This is a genomic window from Frigoribacterium sp. CFBP9029, assembly GCF_034045305.1.
Taxonomy (GTDB): domain Bacteria; phylum Actinomycetota; class Actinomycetes; order Actinomycetales; family Microbacteriaceae; genus Frigoribacterium.
Window position 1 is genome coordinate 283203 of the sequence record NZ_JAXCWB010000003.1, and the last position, 19928, is coordinate 303130.

A 19928-nucleotide genomic window follows, 5' to 3' on the forward strand; every position below is an offset into this window, starting at 1 on the left:
GGTCTCCCTAAGACCGGGGTCAGCGGTCCGCTTCCTCCACGAGGCCCTCGGCGTGTTTACCATCCCAGGCGGTGCGCCTCGCGGAGGGAGCGGACACACTCCACGTCACCCGACGTGCTGTCCACAATCGCAGGCGCGAAGCGTCCTGCACGACCCGACGCGGCCGTCACGATCTTCTCGTGAACAGGCCCCTGAGAAGCGCACGGAGGTGAACCCTGACATGCTGAGGCTCGTGACCCGAGAGACCGAGATGCCCGACGCGGTGCAACCGTCGTCCCCCGACGAGCTGCTGCACAGGGTCGCCGGCGGCGACCAGGTCGCATTCGGAGAGCTGTACGACCAGACTGCGCCACGGGTGCTGGGTCTTATCAAGCGCCTCCTGAAAGACCACTCGCAATCCGAAGAGGTCGCCCAAGAGGTGTTCCTCGAGATCTGGCAGACGGCGTCGCGCTTCGACACGACGCGCGGCAGCGCCGCGAGCTGGATGCTCACCATGGCTCACCGGCGGGCGGTGGATCGCGTCCGCGCCTCGCAGGCCGGTCGTGACCGCGACCTCCGGATCGGCGTCCGCGACATGGCTCCCGAATACGACTCGGTCACCGAGTCGGTCGAGATCCGCATCGAGCACGAGCGCGTCGAACGGGCCCTGGCCCGATTGACCGAGCTCCAACGCCAGGCGGTCCAACTGGCCTACTACGGCGGCTACAGCCACAGTGAGGTGGCCACCATGCTGGGGGTGCCGATCGGCACCGTCAAAACACGACTCCGCGACGGAATGATCCGACTTCGCGACGAAATGGGGGTTGCCTCGTGAACGACCGCAACGAACCCACCGGCACCGATGGTGTCGGCGAAGCGACGGAGAACCTCTCCGGCGCGTACGTGCTCGACGCCCTCGGCGACGACGAGCGACACGCCTTCGAGGGACTCCTCGACGGCTCACCCGATCTGCAGAGAGAAGTGGCCGATTTGCGCGAGACAGCACTGTTGCTCGCTCACGCGGCACAGCCGGTGGCACCCTCGGCCGAGCTGCGGAGCTCGCTGATGGAGAAGATCGCCCGCACACCCCAGCTGCCGCCGCTGCGGCAGCCCGAGGCCGAGACCGCCGGAGGCGCGGGTGACGAGCACGAGCGCGTCGCCCCCCAGCGTCGTCCCGTCCCCGAGATGGAGCCCACCGAGACCGAGGCGCGCATCCTGCGTCCGACCGGTGCCGCCGAGCGTCGCTGGTTCACCCGCCCCGCCGCGATCCTCGGCGCTGCCGCAGCAGCCGCCGGTCTGTTCTTCGGCGGAGGCGCCGTGATCTCCGCAGTCAGCGGCCCGGGTCAGTCGCAGGAGGCGACGGCTTCGGCTCTCGACGAGATCTACGCCGCGTCCGACTTCCAGCGCACGGTGGCCGAGGTCAGCACGGGCGGGACGGCCACGCTCGTCTGGTCGAACGAGCTGCAGCGCAGCGCGATCGTCGCCGACGGCCTCGAGTCGCTGCCCGGCGACCGCACCTACGAGCTCTGGTACATCGGCGACGACGGCCCCGTCCCGGCGGGCACGTTCGACACGACGACCGACTCGGCCGTCACGCAGGTGCTCAAGGGCGAGATGTCGCCCGGCGACGTCGTCGGCGTCACGATCGAGCCGGCCGGCGGCTCCGACCAGCCGACCACCGAGCCGATCGTGGCCCTGCCGAGCGCCTGACGCGACGCGACCCCGAGAACGACGAGAGGCGCCCCACCTGCTGGTGGGGCGCCTCCTCGGCTCTCCGGGGTTCTAGACCCGATGGGGCCCGGACCGGCCGGAGCAGTCGATCAACCGAAGCGGCCCGAGACGTAGTCCTCCGTCGCCTGAACGCTCGGCTTCGAGAACATCGTGGCCGTGTCGTCGTACTCGATGAGCTTGCCCGGCTTGCCCGTGCCGGCGATGTTGAAGAACGCCGTCTTGTCGCTGACGCGGCTGGCCTGCTGCATGTTGTGGGTCACGATCACGATCGTGTACTCCTGCTTCAGCTCTTCGATGAGGTCCTCGATGGCGAGCGTCGAGATCGGGTCGAGGGCCGAGCAGGGCTCGTCCATCAGCACGACGTCGGGCGAGACCGCGATCGCGCGGGCGATGCAGAGACGCTGCTGCTGCCCGCCCGACAGACCCGAGCCGGGCTTGTCGAGGCGGTCCTTGACCTCGTTCCAGAGGTTGGCGCCCTGCAGCGACTTCTCGACCAGGCCGTCCTGGTCGCTCTTCGACATGCGGCGGTTGTTGAGCTTCACACCGGCGAGCACGTTGTCGCGGATGCTCATCGTCGGGAACGGGTTCGGGCGCTGGAAGACCATGCCGACCTGACGACGGACGAGCACCGGGTCGACGCCGGGGCTGTAGAGGTCGTTGCCGTCGATCAGGACCTCGCCGTCGACGTACGCCCCCGGGATCACCTCGTGCATGCGGTTCAGCGTGCGGAGGAACGTCGACTTGCCGCAGCCGGAGGGGCCGATGAAGGCCGTGACGGTGCGGGGCTCGATGGTGATGTTGACGTCTTCGACGGCCTTGAACTTGCTGTAGAAGACGTTGAGGTCACGGACCTCGATGCGCTTGGACATGGTTCCTCCGGGTGGTTCCTGGCCTAGCGGCCGAGCTTGGGTGCGAAGATTCGGGCGATCAGACGGGCGAGCAGGTTCAGCGCCATGACGATCAGGATGAGGGTGAGGGCCGAGGTCCACGCACGGTCGATGTAGGCGGCCGCGTCGGTGCCCTGGCTCACGTACGAGCTGTAGGCGAAGACCGGCAGCGACTGCATGCGGCCGTCGAACAGGTTGTAGTTCATGCTCGCGGTGAAGCCGGCGGTGATCAGCAGCGGGGCGGTCTCGCCGATGATGCGCGCGATGGCGAGCATGACACCGGTCGTGATGCCGGCGATCGACGTGGGGAGGACCACCTTGAGGATGGTCAGCCACTTCGGCACGCCCAGCGCGTACGCCGCCTCGCGCAGCTCGTTCGGCACGAGCTTGAGCATCTCCTCCGTGCTGCGGACCACCACGGGGATCATCAGCACGGCCAGGGCGACGGAGCCGGCGGCGCCCATGCGGACGCCTTCGCCGAAGAAGATGACGAACAGGGCGTAGGCGAACAGACCCGCGACGATCGAGGGGATGCCCGTCATGACGTCGACGAAGAACGTGATCGCCCTGGCCAGACGGCCCGTGCCGTACTCGACGAGGTAGATCGCGGTCAGCAGGCCGATCGGCACCGAGATCACCGCGGCGAACGCGGTCATCAGGACGGTGCCCACGATGGCGTGCAGGCCACCGCCTCCTGCGCCGACGACGTTGCGCATCGACTGGGCGAAGAAGTCGCCGTCGAAGCGACCGGAGCCGGCGGTGACGACCGTGATCAGCAGCGAGACGAGCGGGATGAGAGCGATGATGAACGCCGACCCGACCAGGGTCGTGACGACGCGGTCCTTCGCGCGGCGGATGCCCTCGACCTGCATGGCGACCACGAAGACCAGAGCCGCGTAGAGGACGGTGCCGAGGATGAGCGCGGGCACCCAGTTGAAGCCCTCGGTGACCCCGGCGGCCTGCAGCAGGGCGAAGACGACGCCCATGATGATCCAGCTGCCGATGAGGATGATGACGGGGGCGCCCTTGGGCAGGCGTCCGGTCGTCAGGGTGTTGACGGCCTGGCTCTCGCGACGCACGCCGCTCGTGGTGGGGGTGGTCGTGGCCATCAGTTCGCTCCCGAGAAGGCCTTGCGGCGGTTGATGACGAAGCGGGCGATCGAGTTGACGATCAGCGTGATGACGAACAGCACGAGGCCGGTCGCGATCAGGGTGTTGATGCCGATGTCGTGCGCCTCGGGGAACCTCAGCGCGATGTTCGCGGCGATGGTCGACGAGTTGGTGGACGTGAGGATCGCGGGGTTGATGACGAGCGCCGGCGACAGCACTAGGGCCACGGCCATCGTCTCGCCCAGGGCGCGACCGAGACCGAGCATGGCGGCGGAGATGATGCCGGGGCGGCCGAAGGGCAGGACGGCGATCTGGATCATCTCGAAGCGCGTGGCGCCGAGGGCCAGCGCGGCCTCTTCGTGCAGCACGGGCGTCTGGAGGAACACCTCGCGGCTGAGGGCGGTGATGATCGGCAGGATCATCACGGCGAGGACGATGGAGGCGGTGAGCAGCGTCCGTCCCGTGCCCGACACCGGGCCGGCGAAGATCGGGATCCACCCGAAGGTGTCGACCAGCCAGGTGTAGAACGGCTGGATCGCGGGGGCGAGGACGATGCTGCCCCAGAGGCCGAACACGACCGACGGCACGGCGGCCAGCAGGTCGATGATGTAGCCGAGACCCTGCGCGAGGCGGCGGGGCGCGTAGTGCGAGATGAAGAGCGCGATGCCGATGGCGACGGGCAACGCCATGAGCAGGGCGAGGGCAGCCGCGTAGACCGTTCCGAACGCGAGGGGGCCGACGTACTGGAAGAACGAGTCGGGGAACCCCGAGAGCGAGATGTCGTCGGCGTTCGCGGTGAGCGCCGGGATGCTCTGGACGACGAGGAACAGCGCGACCGCGGCGAGGATCGCGAGGATCAGCCCGCCGGCGACGATCGTGCTGCCCGCGAAGATCCGATCGGCGGGACGACGCCGGGGTTTTGGCGCCTGGGGCGGCGCCGAGGTCGTAGCGGGGGCGGTCATCGGACGGATCCTCCGGGTGATCGGTGTTCGAGTCGAGCGGGGCGATTCAGGCAGACGGCCCGGGAACGCACGCGGTGCGCCCCCGGGCCTGTCGTGTGGTGCGGGTCGTTACTTGATCAGCTCGATCGCGGTGGCGACCTGGGTCGAGAGCTCGCTCGAGATGGGAGCCGAGCCGGCGGCCTCGGCCGCGACCTGCTGGCCCTCGTCGCTCGTGACGTAGCTCAGGTACGACTTGACCAGCTCGCCCTGCGCGGCGTCCTCGTAGGACTCGCACGCGATCAGGTAGCTGACGAGGACGATCGGGTAGACGCCGGCGGCATCGGTGGTGCGGTCGATCTCGATGGCGATGTCGCCCTCGGTGCGGCCCTCCTCCTCGGGGGAGGCGTCGACGATGGCCGCGGCGGCCTCGGGCGAGTAGCCGACGAACTCGTCGCCGACCTTGACCTTGGCGACACCGAGGTCGCCGGCGCGCGAGGCGTCGGCGTAGCCGATGGTGCCGGTGCCGTTGGTGACCGCGTCGATGACGCCGGAGGTGCCGGTGGCGCCCTCGCCGTCCTTCGTCGGCCAGACGCCGTCCGCCTCGGCCGTCCACACGTCGGGGGCGGTCTTGTTGAGGTAGTCGGTGAAGTTCTCGGTGGTGCCCGAGTCGTCGGCGCGGTGCACGGCCGTGATCGGCGTGCTGGGCAGGTCGACGCCGGGGTTGTCGGCGGCGATCTCGTCGGCGTCCCACGTGGTGATCGAGAGGTTGAAGATGCCGGCGATCGTGGCGGGCGACAGGTTCAGCTCGGTGATGCCGTCGAGGTTGAAGACGACCGCGATGGGCGAGACGTACGCCGGCAGCTCGACGATGCCGGTGTCGGGCGTGCAACCGGCGAAGGTGCTCGACGAGATCTCGTCGGTGGTGAACGCACGGTCCGAGCCGGCGAAGGCGGCCGCACCGGAGATGAAGCTCTCGCGCCCGCCACCCGAGCCCTGGGGGTCGTAGTTGACCGTGACGCCCTCGTTGGCCGTCTGGTAGCCGGCGACCCAGGACTCCTGCGCAGCCTGCTGCGACGAGGCGCCGATGCCGGAGATCGTGCCGGAGAGGTCGGAGCCGCCCTCGGCGGCGCCGGACGAGCCGCCTTCGTTCGTGGCGCAGGAGGCGAGGAGCATGGTGCCGACTGCGGCGATGGCGACGAGGCTGCCGGTGCGCTTGAAATTCAAGTGTGATTCCTTCTCGGGTGGTGACGACTGTGTTCTGAGACCGGGTTCCGGCCCCTGCGAGACGCTACGTCGACGGGTTAACCACGGTCGCCCGTCTCGGTGAACGGCAGGTAAACGGGCGGGGAACATCGGAGCCGTCCGCGGCGGCGCTCCGACGCGTTCCGCGCGCCAGGGTGTTGGTGTGCGAATCGCGACGGATCTGGGGCAGAACGGGGTGTTTCGACGAAGATGAGCGGCGTGCCGCGGCCGTCTGGTCGGGTTCGGCACGGCTGCAGCCGTCCGCGCAGTCGCGATCTGCACGCGGGGCGCGGTCGCGATGTGCGCAGGGGGCACGGTCGCGATCTGTACAGTCGGGCGCCGCGCGCGGGCAGGGCGGCGCCGCGCGCGGGCCGGGCGGCGCCGCGTCAGGCGAGCGGGCCGTGCGTCTCGACGGCGACCAGCGAGGCGTCGGTGGTCGACACGTGCAGCACCGTGTACTCGCCCGGCGACAACGAGGAGGCGCGGCGCAGATCGAGCCGTTCGCCCCCCTTGGTCGCGAGCGCGATCTGACGGATCAGCTCGGGCAGCACGGGGCCGTGGCTGCAGAGCACCGCACTGGTGCGCTTCTTGAGACGCTTAGCGACGACGCTCGCGACGTCGTCGGAACCGTTCTCGAACGAGTCCTGGCTGATGGCGTCGGTCTGCTTGACGCCGACGCGGGTGAGCGCCGAGAGGGGCTCGAGCGTGGCGAGGCAGCGGGCGGCCGTGCTGCTGACGATCCGCTGCGGCGACCAGGCGGCGATCCCGGGGGCGATCGACTTGGCCTGCCGTCGACCGGCGGGGAGCAGCGGTCGCGTGGCGTCCGAGCCGCTCCAGTCGCCGGGGGCGGTCGTCTTGGCATGACGCAGGGCGACGAGGGCGAAGGTGCGGGCGTTCTTCGCCGCGACGCGGTCGGCGAATCGCGCGAGCACGTCGGCGTCGCGCTCGTAGGTCAGCTTGGCGCGGGCCTTGTCGATGCCGACCCACTCGATGGCGCCGACCTCGCTGTTGGGCGTGAACTCGCCGGCGGCGACGAAGGCCTCGTCGGTGACCTCGGCGGCCCAGTAGTGCACGATCTTGTCGCGGCCACCGGGCATGACGTACTCGACGTGCCCGAGGGGGGCGCCGAGGGCGACCCGGTAGCCGGTCTCCTCCCGGATCTCGCGCACGGCCGCCTGAGGCGTCGACTCGCCGGGGTCGACCTTGCCCTTGGGCAGCGACACGTCGCCGTGATGATCGCGGTGGATCAGCAGCACCCGGGCCTTGCCGTCGACGAAGCGGAAGAGCACGGCACCCGCGGCGACGACGGTCGTCGAGGCGACGGTCACCGGCTGCTCCGCTTGCGCTGGTTGATCTGCTTCATCAGCGCGTTCTGCAGATCGACCAGCGGGCGGCCCGACTCGTCGCGCGCGTGCCGCGTCCACGTGCCGTCGGCCTCGAGCCACCACGACGCGGTCTCGTCGCTCATGGCGCTCTCGAACAGCGACGCCACCTCGTCGAGGTGGTTCTGCTGGGTGAGGCGGACGAGCGCCTCGACACGGCGGTCGAGGTTGCGGTGCATCATGTCGGCGCTGCCGATGAACAGCTGCGGGTCGCCGTCGTTCGCGAACCAGAAGAGCCTGGAGTGCTCGAGGTAGCGACCGAGGATGGATCGGACCCGGATCGTCTCGCTCAGACCGGGCTGCCCGGGCTTGATGGTGCAGATGCCGCGCACCCAGACGTCGACCGGCACCCCGGCCTGGCTGGCCTTGTAGAGCGCGTCGATGATCTGCTCGTCGACGATCGAGTTGATCTTGATCTTGATGCCCGACGGGCGACCGGCCTGGGCGTTCTCGATCTCGTTCTGGATCTGCTTCAGCAGACCGCGGCGGAGATAGCGCGGCGCGACCAGCAGGCGCTTGAACTTCTTCTCGATGGCGTAGCCGGAGAGCTCGTTGAACAGACGCGTGAGGTCTTTGCCGACCTGGTCGTCGGACGTGAAGAGCCCCATGTCTTCGTAGATGCGGCTCGTCTTCGGGTTGTAGTTGCCCGTCCCGATGTGCGTGTAGTGCTTGAGCGTGCCCTTCTCCTGGCGGATGACCAGGGCGAGCTTGCAGTGCGTCTTCAAGCCGACGAGGCCGTAGACGACGTGCACGCCGGCCTTCTCGAGCTTGCGGGCCCAGGTGATGTTGTTCTGCTCGTCGAACCGGGCCTTGACCTCGACCAGCGCCAGCACCTGCTTGCCCGACTCGGCGGCGTCGATCAGGGCCTCGATGATGGGCGAGTCGCCGCTGGTGCGGTACAGCGTCTGCTTGATGGCGAGCACGTTGGGGTCGGCGGCCGCCTGCTCGAGGAACGCCTGGACGCTCGTCGCGAACGACTCGTACGGGTGGTGCACGAGGATGTCCTGGCGGGCGATGCTGGCGAACATGTCGGGCTTCATGTTCGGCTCGGTCGGCTGCAGCTGCACGGCCGTGGTGGGCAGGTGCTTCGGGTACTTGAGGTCGGGGCGCGACATCTTCGTGATCTCGAACAGCCCGGCCAGGTCGAGCGGCGCGGGCAGCTTGTAGACCTCTTGATCGGTCACGTCGAGCTCGCGGACGAGCAGCTCGAGCGTCACGGGATCCATGTCGTCGGTGATCTCGAGACGGATCGGCGGCCCGAAGCGACGACGCAGCAGCTCGCGCTCGAGGGCCTGGATGAGGTTCTCCGACTCGTCTTCGTCGACCTCGACGTCTTCGTTGCGGGTGACGCGGAACACGTGGTGCTCGACGACCTCCATGCCCGGGAACAGGTCTTGCAGGTGGTTCGCGATGAGGTCTTCGAGGGGGATGAACCGCACGCGCCCGGATTCGTCGTCGGGGAGCTGGACGAAGCGCGGCAGCATCTGCGGCACCTTCAGGCGCGCGAACTCCTGGCGCATCGTCTTCGGGTTGCGGACCCGGATGGAGAGGTTGAGCGACAGCCCGGAGATGTACGGGAACGGGTGCGCCGGGTCGACGGCGAGCGGCATCAGCACGGGGAAGATCTGCTCGGTGAAGATCTCGCGCATGCGCACGCGGTCGGCCTCTTCGAGGTCGGACCACTTCTCGACGTGGATGCCGGCCTCGTCGAGGTCGGGCTTGACGATGTCGAGGAACGCGCGCGCGTGCCGCTCTTGCAGCTCGTGCGCCTTGTTGCTGATGTCGGCCAGCACCTCGTTCGGACCGCGGCCGACGTTGGTCGGCACCGCCAGCCCGGTCGCGATGCGACGCTTCAGACCGGCCACGCGGACCATGAAGAACTCGTCGAGGTTGCTCGCGAAGATCGCCAGGAAGTTCGCCCGCTCGAGCAGGGGGGTGCTCGGGTCTTCGGCGAGCTCGAGCACCCGCTGGTTGAACGAGAGCCAGCTGAGCTCACGGTCGAGGTACCGCTCGGCGGGGAGGGTGCCGTCTTCGAAGCTGACGATCTCGTCGAAGTCGTCGAGGAAGTCGGGGGTGACGCCGGCGCCGTCGACTCGGGGTTCGCTGTCCATCGTCCTATCGTGCCACCGCCCGGGCCCCTCGCGACGCCGCTCAGGTAAACGGTGGATGACGAGGCCCGGAGGGCGCCCTGAGGAGGAGCGGTGCGGGTGTCAGAGAGCGCCTCCCCGCAGTCGCGCGACCGACCGCCAGGTGATCGTCCGCCAGAGCCATTCGACCGGCCCGTACGACAGACGGGTCAGCCACAGGCGGCTCGCCACGGCCTGCACGACGAGCAGCCCGAGGGCCAGCAGCAGGCCGGGGGTCGGGTCCGATCGCTCCGATGCGTCGACGCCCGGGACGAGCGCCACGAAGGACGCGATCACGATCGAGGCCGACACGTAGTTCGTCAGAGCCATGCGCCCCAGCGCCTCGAAGGCGGCGGCGAGGACGCGTCGCACCGGCGTGCGCCAGAGCAGCGCGAACCCGGTGACGTACGCGACGGACAGGACCATGCCCACGGATTCCGCGACGAACCCGTACGACAGCTCGGGGCCGAGGAGGAGCTGCAGTGCGGCGCCGGCCGCACCCATCAGGGCTGAGACGACGAACACCCGGACGACGCGTGGCCCGCCGCGCTCGAGGGCGGCGGGCAGCCCGAACGACGCCGAGGCCGAGCCGAGCGCCAGCAGTCCCGGGACGGTGGCCATCCCGCCGCCGACGGCGAAGCCGGCCGCCAGCAGCACGACCCCCGCCACGGCGACGATCGCGCGGGGGGCGAGGATCGCGAGGGGGAGGATCAGCAGCCCGCCGACGGCGTAGATCCGCAGGACGTCGCCGGGGAACACGAGCGCGTGCAGCAGGCCCATGCCGAACAGGGCCACGAGTCGGAGCAGCAGCGGCGGCCACGGCGACGAGCCCCGGCGCCGCGCCGACGACACGATCAGCTGCAGGCTGAGGCCGAAGAGGAAGCAGAAGATCGGGACGAAGCGCGACTCGACGAGCAGATCGAGGGCGGTGGCGCCGACGCTCGGTCGCCAGTCGCCGGCCTCGAGGCCGTAGCCGAGCGTCGTCAGCGACCCCACGTTGGTCAGGAGGATGCCCGCGAGCGCGAAGCCCCGGATGGTGTCGACGAGCCGCCAGCGGGTCGACGACGGTGGCGAGGGAGGCGCGGTGACGGAGTCGAGAGACGATCCAGTATGAGACATGCCACGATTCTGGCACCGGGCCTCCTGAACGACGTCGTCCCACCGGATGACATCGCCGGGGCGGTGTCGTCCGATGGGACGAGGGTGTTCGGGCTTACTTCTCCTCCTGCTTCAGCGCGAGGCCGAGAGCGAAGAACGTGGGCGCCCAGTGGCCGATGAAGATGCCCCAACGGTCGGACTGCGCCTTGTCGGACGAGTCCTTGCCCTGCGAGGCGAGCCAGGCGACGAGTGCGATGACGATGGAGGCGAAGCCGCCCCAGTAGGCGTGCTTGCTCTGGACTCCGAGGTCCGAGACGAATTTGACGGGGTTCATGGTGGTCTCCTGTGCTGCGGTCGAGGCGTGGTCTGTTCCGGTCGACCTCAATCCACACCCTGCCGCTGAGAGCGCCATGGCAGATCGTCGTCCCCCTGGGGAGTAAGCGCCATCGCACCCGTCAGCAGCCCGATCTGTACCCCGTTCTGTACCCCGTGCCGGGGCGAGGGCCCCGTTGTCCGGGCTAGGCCCAGCCGCCGACGTACCCCTCGACGTCGGGCTCGTCGACGAGTCGCACCACGGAGGGGCTGCGGCGCACGACGGTCTCGTGCAGCGCATCCGAGCCCCAGCGTCGACCTCTGATCGCCGCTCGCCGGGAGCTGACGGTGAGGAGGGTCGCGCCCTCGTCGTCGACGTAGACGATCGCCCCGGGCCCGCGTCCGTCCAGCTCGGCGACGGCCCGCCGCAGCTCGCCGTCGCGCACCCGCACCGGCGCGTCGGCGACCACCACGTCGACCCTGACCCGGTCGAGCCGACGGCCGTCGATCGCCAGCCCGGCGTCGCCGCCGCCGACCACCGGCGCCCCGACGACCGACGCCTCGGGCACCTCCGCCAGGATCGAATCCAAGCAGATGAACCGCGCCGCCTCGCCTCCCGTGAGCGGACCATGCAGGGCGACGTCGGCGTGCGGTCCGCGCAGCGCCCGGCCGCGGGACCCGGGGGCGGGCACGAGGTCGGCGAGCAGCAGGGCCTCGGCGTTCTTCGCCCGTTGTCGATCGGCCAGGTCGCGGCCCGACCACTCCGGCCCGTCGTGCCAGGCCACGGCCGAGGGCACGTGCGCCAGCACACCGCCCGCGAGCCAGGCGCGGTAGGCCCACTCCCAGTCCTCGCCGCCGTAGCGGGTGAACGCCTCGTCGTAGCCGCCGGTGTCGGCGAACAGGTCGGCCGAGCAGGCGGTGACCGCGCCGATCACGAAGCGGTACGAGCGGTCGTCGGCGTCGAGCAGATCTCGCGAGTCGGCGTACGCGCGGCGGAGCCAGGCCGGCTCGTCCAGTTCGAGGGCGGGGGCGACCTGCTCGACCCGTGCCTCCTCGGGGGCCCGATCGAGCGCTGCATGACGTCGGCGACCGGCCGCGACGACGTCCGAGGCGAGGGTGGGCAGGCGGGTCAGCTCGCGCACGTAGTCGGGCTCGGGCGCGGTGTCGGCGTCGAGGAAGCACAGCACGTCTCCGTCGGCGACCGAGGCGCCGAGGTTGCGGGCGGCGGCGAGGCGGAACCCGCGGTCCTCTTGCACGACGAGTCGCACCCCGTCGGGCACGCGCGGCGTCTCGGGCGACCCGTCGTCGACCACCACCACCTCGAGCCGCGAGGCCGGGTGGGTCTGCCGGGAGAGGGCGCGCAGCGTGCGGTCGAGCTGCGCCTGCTGCCGGTAGTGCGCCACGACGACGGTGACCGAGGGAGGCGCGGGTGGCGTCACCCCGTCGAGGAGGTCCCAGCGGTTCCCCGGCAGGGCGCGCCCCCGCCCGGGTCGGGGCGTCGGGCCGGTCACGGGGCGACCTCGCGCCACCACGCCAGGTGCGCCGCGGCGGTGTCGTCGAGGGTGGGGGCCAGAGAGGTGCCGGCCGGAAGCGCCGTCGACCGCGGGTCGCGGTGCGCGGCGAGCAGCGCGGCCGCCAGGGCGCCGTCGGACTCGGGGTCGTACAGGGCGATGCTGCCGGGCCGGAGGGCGTCCATCTCGCGGGTGTACCGGGTGTCGGCGACCACGGCCCGGCGACCCTGCTCGGCCCAGTCGAGCAGCGAGCGGGACGCCGACCAGTGGCGGTGCGCCACGAGGGGCACGACGGGTGCGTGGAAAGCGGCGGCGTAGGCCTCGTCTCCGAGTCGCCCCGTCACCTCGAAGCGGACGCCGACCGCCGTCGCGGCCGACGCCAGCGCCTCGACGTCGCGCTCGTGACCGGCCGACGGGCCGCCGAGGGCCACGACCGTCGCCGATGCCGCCTCGCCCCGGCGCACCAGGTCGCCGCAGGCCGCGATCGCGTCGTCGTGCCCCTTGCCCGGGTAGACGTAGCCGGCGATGACGACGCGCAGCTCGGACGGGTCGGCCGCAGGAGGCGCGGATGCGGCATCCACGTCCGACCCCGCCGACCCCGCCGAGGCGAACGGCGCGCCGGGTCGCGTCCCGAGCGGGGCGACCAGCACGCGGGGGAGAGCGTCGTCGACGTGCTCGGCCAGCAGCGACCGCTCGTGCTCGCTGCTCACGACGACGCCGTGGGCGGCCTGCGCCATGCGACGGTACGCGGCGGCGCGCCGGTGCACGGCGGTCTCGCCGTCCGACGGCTGGGGGAGGTCGTGCAGGGTCACCGTGAGCGAGGTGAGGGCGGCCAGTCGTTCGACCCGCTCGGCCGCGTCTTCGAGACTCGACCCGAACAGCTTGTCGGTCACGTGCAGATGGACCCGGGCGGGGCGCTCGTCGGCGACGAGGGTCTCGGCGAGCTCGGCCGTCGCGACGTCGCGACGCCGCACCGCCGGGTCGGCCTCGATCAGCGAAGCGGCGACGTCGGACGCGTAGGCCGTCACGCCGTGAGAGGGCGGGCCGACGACGATGCAGAGTGGGGTGGGCACGCGTCGGACGTTACACGCGGCAGCACCCCCGCCCGAGCGCCTGCCGAGGCCCCTGTGGAGAACGACGGACAGCACGCACCCGATCGGCCTCCCTGGGAGTACGTTCCACAGGTGGCCCGAGTCGTCGTCGACGCTCGGGCGCCGAGAAGCGGAGGAAGCATGACGCGCCCCTTGCGCGTCGTGGCCGTCCCCGCCTCGCACCCCTACGTGCGTCGGGTGACCGCCGACGACGCGATCACACTCCACGACGACCCGCGCCCCGACGGCGCCGGGCCGGGCGTCTGGTGGCCCCCGGTCGCGCTCGACGCGGCCTGGATCCGCGCCCACGCCGACGAGGCCGACCTGCTGCACATCCACTTCGGCACCGAGTCGTTCGACGTCGCCCACCTCGTGGACGCCGTCGACGCGGCCCACGCCGTCGGCTGGCCCGTCGTCCAGACCGTCCACGACCTCGACCACCCGCAGCTCGCCGACGGCGACCAGGGCCGCTACGTCGCCCAGCTCGACGCCCTCTTGCCCCGTGTCGACGCGGTTCTGACCCTGACCGAGGGCGCCGCGGCCGAGATCGCGCGCCGCTGGGGAGTCGAGGCCGTCGTCGTGCCGCACCCGCGCCTCCTCGGCTCCGACTTCACCGCCGACACCGCGCCCATCGGGTTCGCCGCCGACGGGCGGGTCGTCGGCCTGCACCTGAAGGACCTCCGGCCCGGCGTCGACGGACCGGGTGCCACGACGGCGCTCGTCGCGGCCCTCGACCTCCTCCGCGCCCGCGGGGACGCCGTCACGGGCGAGGTGCGCCTGCACCGCTCCGTCCGCGACTCCGCCGCCCGCGACGAGGTCCGACGCCTCTGCGCCGCCTCCGACGCGGTCGTCCTCGTCGAGCACGACCGCCTCGACGACACCGCGCTCGCCGCAGGGCTCGCCCGCCTCGACGCCTGCGTGCTGCCCTACCGGCACGGCACCCACTCGGGCTGGCTCGAGCTCTGCTGGGACCTCGGAGTGCCCGTCGTCGCACCCGACACGGGGCACTACGCCGACCAGCACGACGACCCCACCGTCGCCTCCGCCCGGTTCGCCGCCGACGGCTCGGCGCTCGCCGACGCCCTCGACGGGGTGCTCCGGGCGGGTGCCCGCCCCGGCACGACACATCGACGTGAAATCATCACCGCACGATCGGCCGAACGCGACCGGGTCGACAGGGATGTCGTCCGCGCTCACCTGGCCGTCTACCGCGCCGCCCTGGCGCGTCCCCGAGCTCGGCCGGCACCGTCGGATCCCACGATCCAGCCCGCCCGACGACCCGCCCCGCCCGCCGAGAGGACCCCTGCGTGACACCGCCACGACCCTTGCGCATCGCCACCATCGCCCCACTCCGGTACCCCATCCGACAGCCGCACGCCGGCGGCGTCGAGTCGGCTCTGTGGAACGAGGTCGCGACCCTCCGCTCACGCGGTCACCACGTCGACCTCGTCGCCCCGCGCGGCTCGGACTTCATGACCGGCGGCCCGGCCGAGTACGTCATGCCCGCCGTCGCGTGGGCCGAGGGCGAGATCGCCGCCGACGACACCTACCCGGCTGGTTACCTCGACGACGCGCTGCCCCGTCTCGACGCGGCCCTCGACCGCATCCGCCGTCACGCCGACGACTACGACGTGGTCGTCAACCACTGCCTGCACGGTCTGCCGCTCGAGCGTGCCGGATCGCTCGGAGTCCCGGTCGTCTCGACCCTGCACACGCCCGTCATCCCCGAGCTGCTCGCCGCCGACCGCGCGTCGGTGGGCGGTCGCAGCACGTTCCTGTCGGTCAGTCGCCACACTGCCGACGAGTGGTCGGCCGCGGGCGTCGACTCGGTCGTGCTGCCGAACGGCGTCGACGAGTCGCTCTGGCCCCTGGGGCCGGGAGGCGCGGGTCTCGTCTGGTTCGGACGTCTCGTCCCCGAGAAGGGCACCCATCTCGCGATCGAGGCCGCGCGTCTCCTCGACCTGCCTCTGACGATCGTCGGTCGCATCGGCGACCAGGCCTACTTCGACCACTTCGTCGCCCCCGCGCTCGGCGACCGGGTCGCCTACGTCGGGCCTCTCGGGCAGGCCGAGCTGGCGGACCTCGTCGGCCGGAGCGCCTGCTCGCTCACGACCCCGGTCTGGGCCGAGCCGTTCGGGCTCGTCGTGCCCGAGGCGCTCATGACGGGCACCCCCGTCGCCGCGCACGACGTGGGCGGGGTCACCGAGATCGCCCGCGGTTCCGTCGGGATCACCACCGTCACCCCGGGCGACCCGGCCGCATTGGCCGTCGCCGCGCGGGATCTCATCGAGGCGTCGCGCACGCCCGGAGGTCGCGACGACATCCGCGCCAGCACCATCGCGCGCTTCTCGCTCGGAGCCCGGGTCGACCGCCTCGAGGAGGTGCTGCGCGCGACGGTGCGCCGCGAGGGTCTCCGCCGTGAGGGTCTCGACCACGACGCTCTCGAGGTCGACACGTCGGACGCGTCTGACGCGTCGCACGCCGAGCGGCCCGAGGAGGCCGCGTGACCCGACCCGTCGTCGGCTGGTACCTGCACCACCACGGGGGAGGGCACGTCGCACGGTTCCGGGCCGTCCGCCCGCAGGTCGACGCCGACGTCGTCGTGTTCAGCTCGCGCCCCGCGCCCGACGACCTGCCCGCGGACACCCGCTGGACGACCCTGCCGCACGACGCCGGGGTCGAGATCGACGATGCCGGGCGCGAGCTCGACCCCGCCGGGGCGGACCCGACGGCGGACGGCGTGCTGCACTGGGCGCCGCTCGGTCATCGGGGTCATCGCGACCGGCTCGCGGCGATCGCCGAGACCGTCGCCCGCGAGCGGATCGACGCGATGGTCGTCGACGTCTCGGTCGAGGTCGGACTGCTCGCGCGCCTCCTCGGCGTCCCGGTCGTGCTGTTCACCCAGCCCGGTGATCGCGACGACGAGCCGCACGCCCTGATCGAACGCCTCGCCGCCGCGATCGTCGCCCCCTGGCCGCGCGAGCTCATGGAGCCGGCGCATCTCGCCGCCCATCGCGACCTCGTCGCCTACACCGGCGGCATCAGCCGGCACGACGGCCGCGCGGCACCTCGTGAGCCTGCGGCCGAACCCGACGGCACCCGCGTGCTCGTCCTCGCCGGAGGCGGCGGACACGACGTCACCGCCGACGACATCGAGGAGGCGCGCGCGGCCACCCCGGGAACGCACTGGACGGTGCTCGGGGTCGACGGCGTCGACGGGCAGCCGTCCGTCGTGGTGGACGACCCGTGGCCGGCCCTGAACCGGGCCGACGTGGTCGTCACCTGGGCGGGGCAGAACGCCGTCGCGGACATCGCCGCCGCAGGTGCCCGTGCGATCGTCGTGCCGCAGACGAGGCCCTTCGGCGAGCAGATCGCGACCGCGACCGCACTCGACCGCGCGGGGCTCGCCGTCGTCGAGCCGGTCTGGCCGACGGCCGAGCGGTGGCCCGAGGTCATCGCGCGCGCTCTCGAGCTCGAGCCCGACTGGGCGCGGTGGGGCACGGCCGGAGCCGCCCGCCGGGCCGCCGACGTCATCGAGCGCGTCGCCGGTTCGGAACAGCAGCCCGGTCGGCACGTCGCCGTCGTCACCCTCTGCTCGGTCGCCCGGCTCGACCACCTGCGGCATCAGCTCGCGGCCGTCGTGCGCGATGCCGCGTCGCCCGAGCCCGGACCCGAGCCCGGACCCGAGCCCGGACCCGACGCGTCTGCCCCGTCACGGTCGACGACTCCGCGGGTGTCCACCGTCGTGGTCTGGCTCGACGACGAGCCCGCCCCGAGCGATCTGGGCGTCGACCTCGTGGTGCACATGCCGCCGGCCGCCGAGGGCTTCCGGCTCGCCGCCGCACGCAACGCCGGGGCCGACGCCGCCGTGGGGCTCGGCGCCGACCTCGTGGTGTTCCTCGACGCCGACTGCGTGCCCTCGCCCTCGCTGGTCTCCCGCTACGTCGACGCCGCCCGCGCCGAACCCGACGCGGTGCTCTGCGGTCCCGTCACCTACCTCGCGCCCGGCGTCGACGTCGACGACCCGGCCGTGCTCGCCGAGCTGACCGCTCCGCACGCGGCTCGACCCGCGCCTCCTGCGGGGCTGCTGGCCCGGGCCGGCGACGGCGAGTACGCCCTGTTCTGGTCGCTCTCATTCGCGCTCACGGCACGGGCCTGGCGCTCCGGTCCGCGCTTCGACGAGCGCTACGTCGGCTACGGCGGCGAGGACACCGACTTCGCCTTCGCGTTCCGCCGGACGGGTCGGCCGCTCGTCTGGGTCGGCGGGGCCGACGCGTACCACCAGCACCACCCGACCTCGTCGCCCCCGTGGCAGCACCTCGACGACGTGCTCCGCAACGGGCGGCTCTTCGCCGAGCAGTGGGGGGAGTGGCCGATGACGGGCTGGCTCGAGGCCTTCGCCCGCGGAGGAGCGGTGCGACGCGTCGCCGACGGCTGGGAGCGCGTACCCGAGTGGGACGGCTCGACCCGGCCCGGCGCGTGAACCCGCTCAGCGCGTGAGCGTGCGGCGCGTGAGCCCGCTCAGCGCGTGAGCGTGTACTGCACGTCGACCGCGTGGTCGGTGAATCCGCGCGCCGCGTACAGGCGGAGCGCCGCCGTGTTGTCACCCTCGACGTAGAGAGCCGCCGTGCCGACGCCCCTCTCGGCGAGGCGGGCCATCCCGGCGTCGACCACCGCGCCTCCCAGGCCCTCGCCCTGGTGATCGGGGGAGACCCCGACCGCGTAGAACTCGCCCGGCTGGCCGGTCTCGACCTTGAGCCAGCAGAACGCGATCAGCTCGTCGCCGCGCCAGAGCAGCACGAAGTCGTCGGCGTCGAACCACGAGTCGGCGCGGCGCGCGTCGAGATCGCCCTGATCGAGCGAGCCCTGCTCGGGGTGATCGGCGAACGCGCGGGCGTTGAGGTCGAGCCAGGCCGTGTCGTCGACGCCGGGGCGGAAGGCCGCGACGCGGTCGCCGTCCGACAGACGGGGTGCGCGCGAGGTCACCGGGGCCCGCTGCTGCAGCAGTCGGCGGGTCTCGACGGCGCCGAAGCGGGAGCCGAGCGCCCGAGCGCCGGGCAGATCGCCGTGCGCCCAGAATGCGATCGGGCCGGTCGTCTCGTCGAGCACCGTCTGCACGAGCCGCGCACCGAGACCACGGCGGCGGTGCTCGGGGTGCACCGCCAGCTCGGCCTCGCCCTCACGGACGATCGCCGCCGCCTGGCCGTCGCCCAGCACCCGGGCCTCGCCCGAGCGCAGCTCGACCAGCGACTGGTCGTTGAACGGGGGGCTCCCGTCGGCTGTCGCGGCCGCGGACGCCAGGGCCAGCACATCGGCGACCCGGCCCGCACCGCCCGTGCCGCCCGCACCGCTTCCGTCGAAGGCGGCCGAGGAGGCGCGGGTCGACCCGCCGGGATCGCTCACGGTCAGGCCCCCGGCGCGACGTTGTCGTCGTCGTACACGTTGAACCGGTAGCCGACGTTGCGCACGGTGCCGATCAGCGACTCGAGGTCGCCGAGCTTGGCGCGGAGACGGCGGACGTGCACGTCGACCGTGCGGGTGCCGCCGAAGTAGTCGTAGCCCCAGACCTCGCTGAGCAGCTGCTCGCGCGTGAAGACCCGGGAGGGGTGCGTCGCGAAGAACCGGAGCAGCTCGAACTCCTTGAAGGTGAGGTCGAGGGGGCGGCCGTGCACCTTGGCCGAGTAGCTCGCCTCGTCGATGACGACACCCGACGCGTGGATCTTCGACCCGGTCTGCGACTGGGCGAGACGCCCCGTGACGAGTCGGATGCGGGCGTCGACCTCGGCGGGGCCGGCGCCCTCGAGGATGACGTCGTCGACGCCCCACTCGGCGTTGACCGCGGTGAGCCCGCCCTCGGTGAGCACGAGCACGATCGGCACGGTGACGCCCGTCGTGCGGAGGATCTTGCAGAGCGACTTGGCGCTCGCGAGATCGGCCCGCGCGTCGACGAAGATCAGATCGCTCGACGGCGCGTTCACCAGTTGCGCGGGTTCGGCGGGGATCTGGCGGGTACGGTGACTGAGGAGTGCGAGCGCGGGAAGGACGTCGGGCCCGCCTGCCGAGGTCAGTACCAAGAGCTGCGCCACACGACCTCCAGTGAATGTACTGTCGAGCAGTCTAAAACATGAGCCCGGCCCATCCCGACCACCCGATGCTAGGGCAGGTCTCGAACGGAGAACGACGAAGTGGCAGATCCCCTGACCCCCAGCGCGGTCGACACGGCGCGGCTCAAGCCGCTGACGATCATCCCCGTGTGGCTCGCCGCCGTCGTCGCGGCCGTGCTCATCGTCGTCGTCGCCCCGCGCGACGAGGCGTTCACCTGGCTCTCCCTCTCGCTCGGCGGTCTGATCGTCCTGACGTTCGTGCTGCAGCTCGCGGCGAGTCAGAAGGACGGCCTCGTGTCGCGCACGATGCTGGCCCTCTGCGGCAGCCTCGTCGTGCTCGCCGTCGCGACCCTGGTGGTGGCCGTCACCGGCTGACCCGCCGCGGCCGCCCCTGGCGGCGCACCCCTCGATGCCC

18 protein-coding genes are annotated in these 19928 nt (G+C 71.8%); 6 read left to right on the top strand and 12 right to left on the bottom strand.

What is annotated here, in order from left to right; translation table 11 throughout:
- The first annotated feature begins 220 nt into the window (after positions 1-220).
- Positions 221-814: a sigma-70 family RNA polymerase sigma factor gene (locus SOM11_RS06090; RefSeq protein ID WP_414655448.1), complete on the top strand. Its 594-nt coding sequence runs from the start codon at positions 221-223 to the stop codon at positions 812-814.
- Positions 811-1689, top strand: a complete 879-nt coding sequence (locus SOM11_RS06095) for an anti-sigma factor (RefSeq protein ID WP_320477505.1) — start codon at positions 811-813, stop codon at positions 1687-1689. The genes SOM11_RS06090 and SOM11_RS06095 overlap by 4 nt, the downstream gene beginning before the upstream one ends.
- A 110-nt stretch (positions 1690-1799) precedes the next feature.
- On the opposite strand, the gene pstB is transcribed toward SOM11_RS06095, so the two are convergent.
- The 10 genes from pstB to SOM11_RS06145 form a co-directional block, all read right to left on the bottom strand.
- A complete protein-coding gene (gene pstB / locus SOM11_RS06100; protein WP_192061313.1) occupies positions 1800-2579 on the bottom strand; it encodes a phosphate ABC transporter ATP-binding protein PstB in 780 nt (259 codons plus the stop codon).
- A 23-nt stretch (positions 2580-2602) separates the two neighbouring features.
- On the bottom strand, positions 2603-3706 hold the full coding sequence (gene pstA / locus SOM11_RS06105) for a phosphate ABC transporter permease PstA (RefSeq protein ID WP_243215471.1): 1104 nt from the start codon (positions 3704-3706) through the stop codon (positions 2603-2605).
- On the bottom strand, positions 3706-4668 hold the full coding sequence (gene pstC / locus SOM11_RS06110; RefSeq protein ID WP_192061315.1) for a phosphate ABC transporter permease subunit PstC: 963 nt from the start codon (positions 4666-4668) through the stop codon (positions 3706-3708). The genes pstA and pstC overlap by 1 nt, the downstream gene beginning before the upstream one ends.
- A gap of 108 nt (positions 4669-4776) precedes the next feature.
- A complete protein-coding gene (locus tag SOM11_RS06115; RefSeq protein WP_414655449.1) occupies positions 4777-5871 on the bottom strand; it encodes a phosphate ABC transporter substrate-binding protein PstS in 1095 nt (364 codons plus the stop codon).
- A gap of 404 nt (positions 5872-6275) precedes the next feature.
- The gene (locus SOM11_RS06120; RefSeq protein ID WP_192061316.1) at positions 6276-7217 is read right to left on the bottom strand and encodes an NUDIX hydrolase; all 942 of its coding nucleotides are present in this window, start codon (positions 7215-7217) and stop codon (positions 6276-6278) included.
- On the bottom strand, positions 7214-9382 hold the full coding sequence (locus tag SOM11_RS06125) for an RNA degradosome polyphosphate kinase (protein ID WP_192061317.1): 2169 nt from the start codon (positions 9380-9382) through the stop codon (positions 7214-7216). The genes SOM11_RS06120 and SOM11_RS06125 overlap by 4 nt, the downstream gene beginning before the upstream one ends.
- A gap of 99 nt (positions 9383-9481) precedes the next feature.
- The gene (locus SOM11_RS06130; protein WP_243215453.1) at positions 9482-10516 is read right to left on the bottom strand and encodes a DUF418 domain-containing protein; all 1035 of its coding nucleotides are present in this window, start codon (positions 10514-10516) and stop codon (positions 9482-9484) included.
- 94 nt (positions 10517-10610) lie between these two features.
- A complete protein-coding gene (locus SOM11_RS06135) occupies positions 10611-10829 on the bottom strand; it encodes a hypothetical protein (RefSeq protein WP_192061319.1) in 219 nt (72 codons plus the stop codon).
- A gap of 184 nt (positions 10830-11013) precedes the next feature.
- Positions 11014-12318 (bottom strand): glycosyltransferase family 2 protein, encoded by a 1305-nt coding sequence (locus tag SOM11_RS06140; RefSeq protein ID WP_320477506.1) that lies wholly within the window; start codon positions 12316-12318, stop codon positions 11014-11016.
- Positions 12315-13391: a hypothetical protein gene (locus SOM11_RS06145; protein WP_320477507.1), complete on the bottom strand. Its 1077-nt coding sequence runs from the start codon at positions 13389-13391 to the stop codon at positions 12315-12317. Before SOM11_RS06145 ends, SOM11_RS06140 begins: the two co-directional genes overlap by 4 nt.
- Before the next feature lie 159 nt (positions 13392-13550).
- Between SOM11_RS06145 and SOM11_RS06150 the strand changes: the two genes are divergently transcribed.
- The 3 genes from SOM11_RS06150 to SOM11_RS06160 are packed head-to-tail and all read left to right on the top strand — an operon-like array spanning position 13551 to position 17892.
- On the top strand, positions 13551-14720 hold the full coding sequence (locus SOM11_RS06150; RefSeq protein ID WP_320477508.1) for a glycosyltransferase: 1170 nt from the start codon (positions 13551-13553) through the stop codon (positions 14718-14720).
- Positions 14717-15916, top strand: coding sequence for a glycosyltransferase (locus SOM11_RS06155; RefSeq protein WP_320477509.1), 1200 nt, complete (start codon positions 14717-14719; stop codon positions 15914-15916). The genes SOM11_RS06150 and SOM11_RS06155 overlap by 4 nt, the downstream gene beginning before the upstream one ends.
- Positions 15913-17892, top strand: coding sequence for a glycosyltransferase (locus SOM11_RS06160; RefSeq protein WP_320477510.1), 1980 nt, complete (start codon positions 15913-15915; stop codon positions 17890-17892). The genes SOM11_RS06155 and SOM11_RS06160 overlap by 4 nt, the downstream gene beginning before the upstream one ends.
- 38 nt (positions 17893-17930) lie before the next feature.
- Here SOM11_RS06160 and mshD read toward each other — a convergent pair whose 3' ends face one another.
- The gene (gene mshD, locus SOM11_RS06165; protein ID WP_320477511.1) at positions 17931-18812 is read right to left on the bottom strand and encodes a mycothiol synthase; all 882 of its coding nucleotides are present in this window, start codon (positions 18810-18812) and stop codon (positions 17931-17933) included.
- Between the two features lie 2 nt (positions 18813-18814).
- A complete protein-coding gene (locus tag SOM11_RS06170; protein WP_192061324.1) occupies positions 18815-19495 on the bottom strand; it encodes a winged helix-turn-helix domain-containing protein in 681 nt (226 codons plus the stop codon).
- 99 nt (positions 19496-19594) lie between these two features.
- On the opposite strand from SOM11_RS06170, the gene SOM11_RS06175 reads away from it, so the two are divergent.
- On the top strand, positions 19595-19888 hold the full coding sequence (locus SOM11_RS06175) for a hypothetical protein (protein ID WP_192061325.1): 294 nt from the start codon (positions 19595-19597) through the stop codon (positions 19886-19888).
- Positions 19889-19928 lie beyond the last annotated feature (40 nt).

Bases quoted from the DNA above. Each gene is read 5' to 3' on its own strand.
- SOM11_RS06090 (WP_414655448.1), top strand. From the start codon at position 221: ATGCTGAGGCTCGTGACCCGAGAGACCGAGATGCCCGACGCGGTGCAA.
- SOM11_RS06125 (WP_192061317.1), bottom strand. From the start codon at position 9,382: ATGGACAGCGAACCCCGAGTCGACGGCGCCGGCGTCACCCCCGACTTC.
- SOM11_RS06150 (WP_320477508.1), top strand. From the start codon at position 13,551: ATGACGCGCCCCTTGCGCGTCGTGGCCGTCCCCGCCTCGCACCCCTAC.
- SOM11_RS06135 (WP_192061319.1), bottom strand. From the start codon at position 10,829: ATGAACCCCGTCAAATTCGTCTCGGACCTCGGAGTCCAGAGCAAGCAC.
- SOM11_RS06130 (WP_243215453.1), bottom strand. From the start codon at position 10,516: ATGTCTCATACTGGATCGTCTCTCGACTCCGTCACCGCGCCTCCCTCG.
- pstC (WP_192061315.1), bottom strand. From the start codon at position 4,668: ATGACCGCCCCCGCTACGACCTCGGCGCCGCCCCAGGCGCCAAAACCC.
- pstA (WP_243215471.1), bottom strand. From the start codon at position 3,706: ATGGCCACGACCACCCCCACCACGAGCGGCGTGCGTCGCGAGAGCCAG.
- pstB (WP_192061313.1), bottom strand. From the start codon at position 2,579: ATGTCCAAGCGCATCGAGGTCCGTGACCTCAACGTCTTCTACAGCAAG.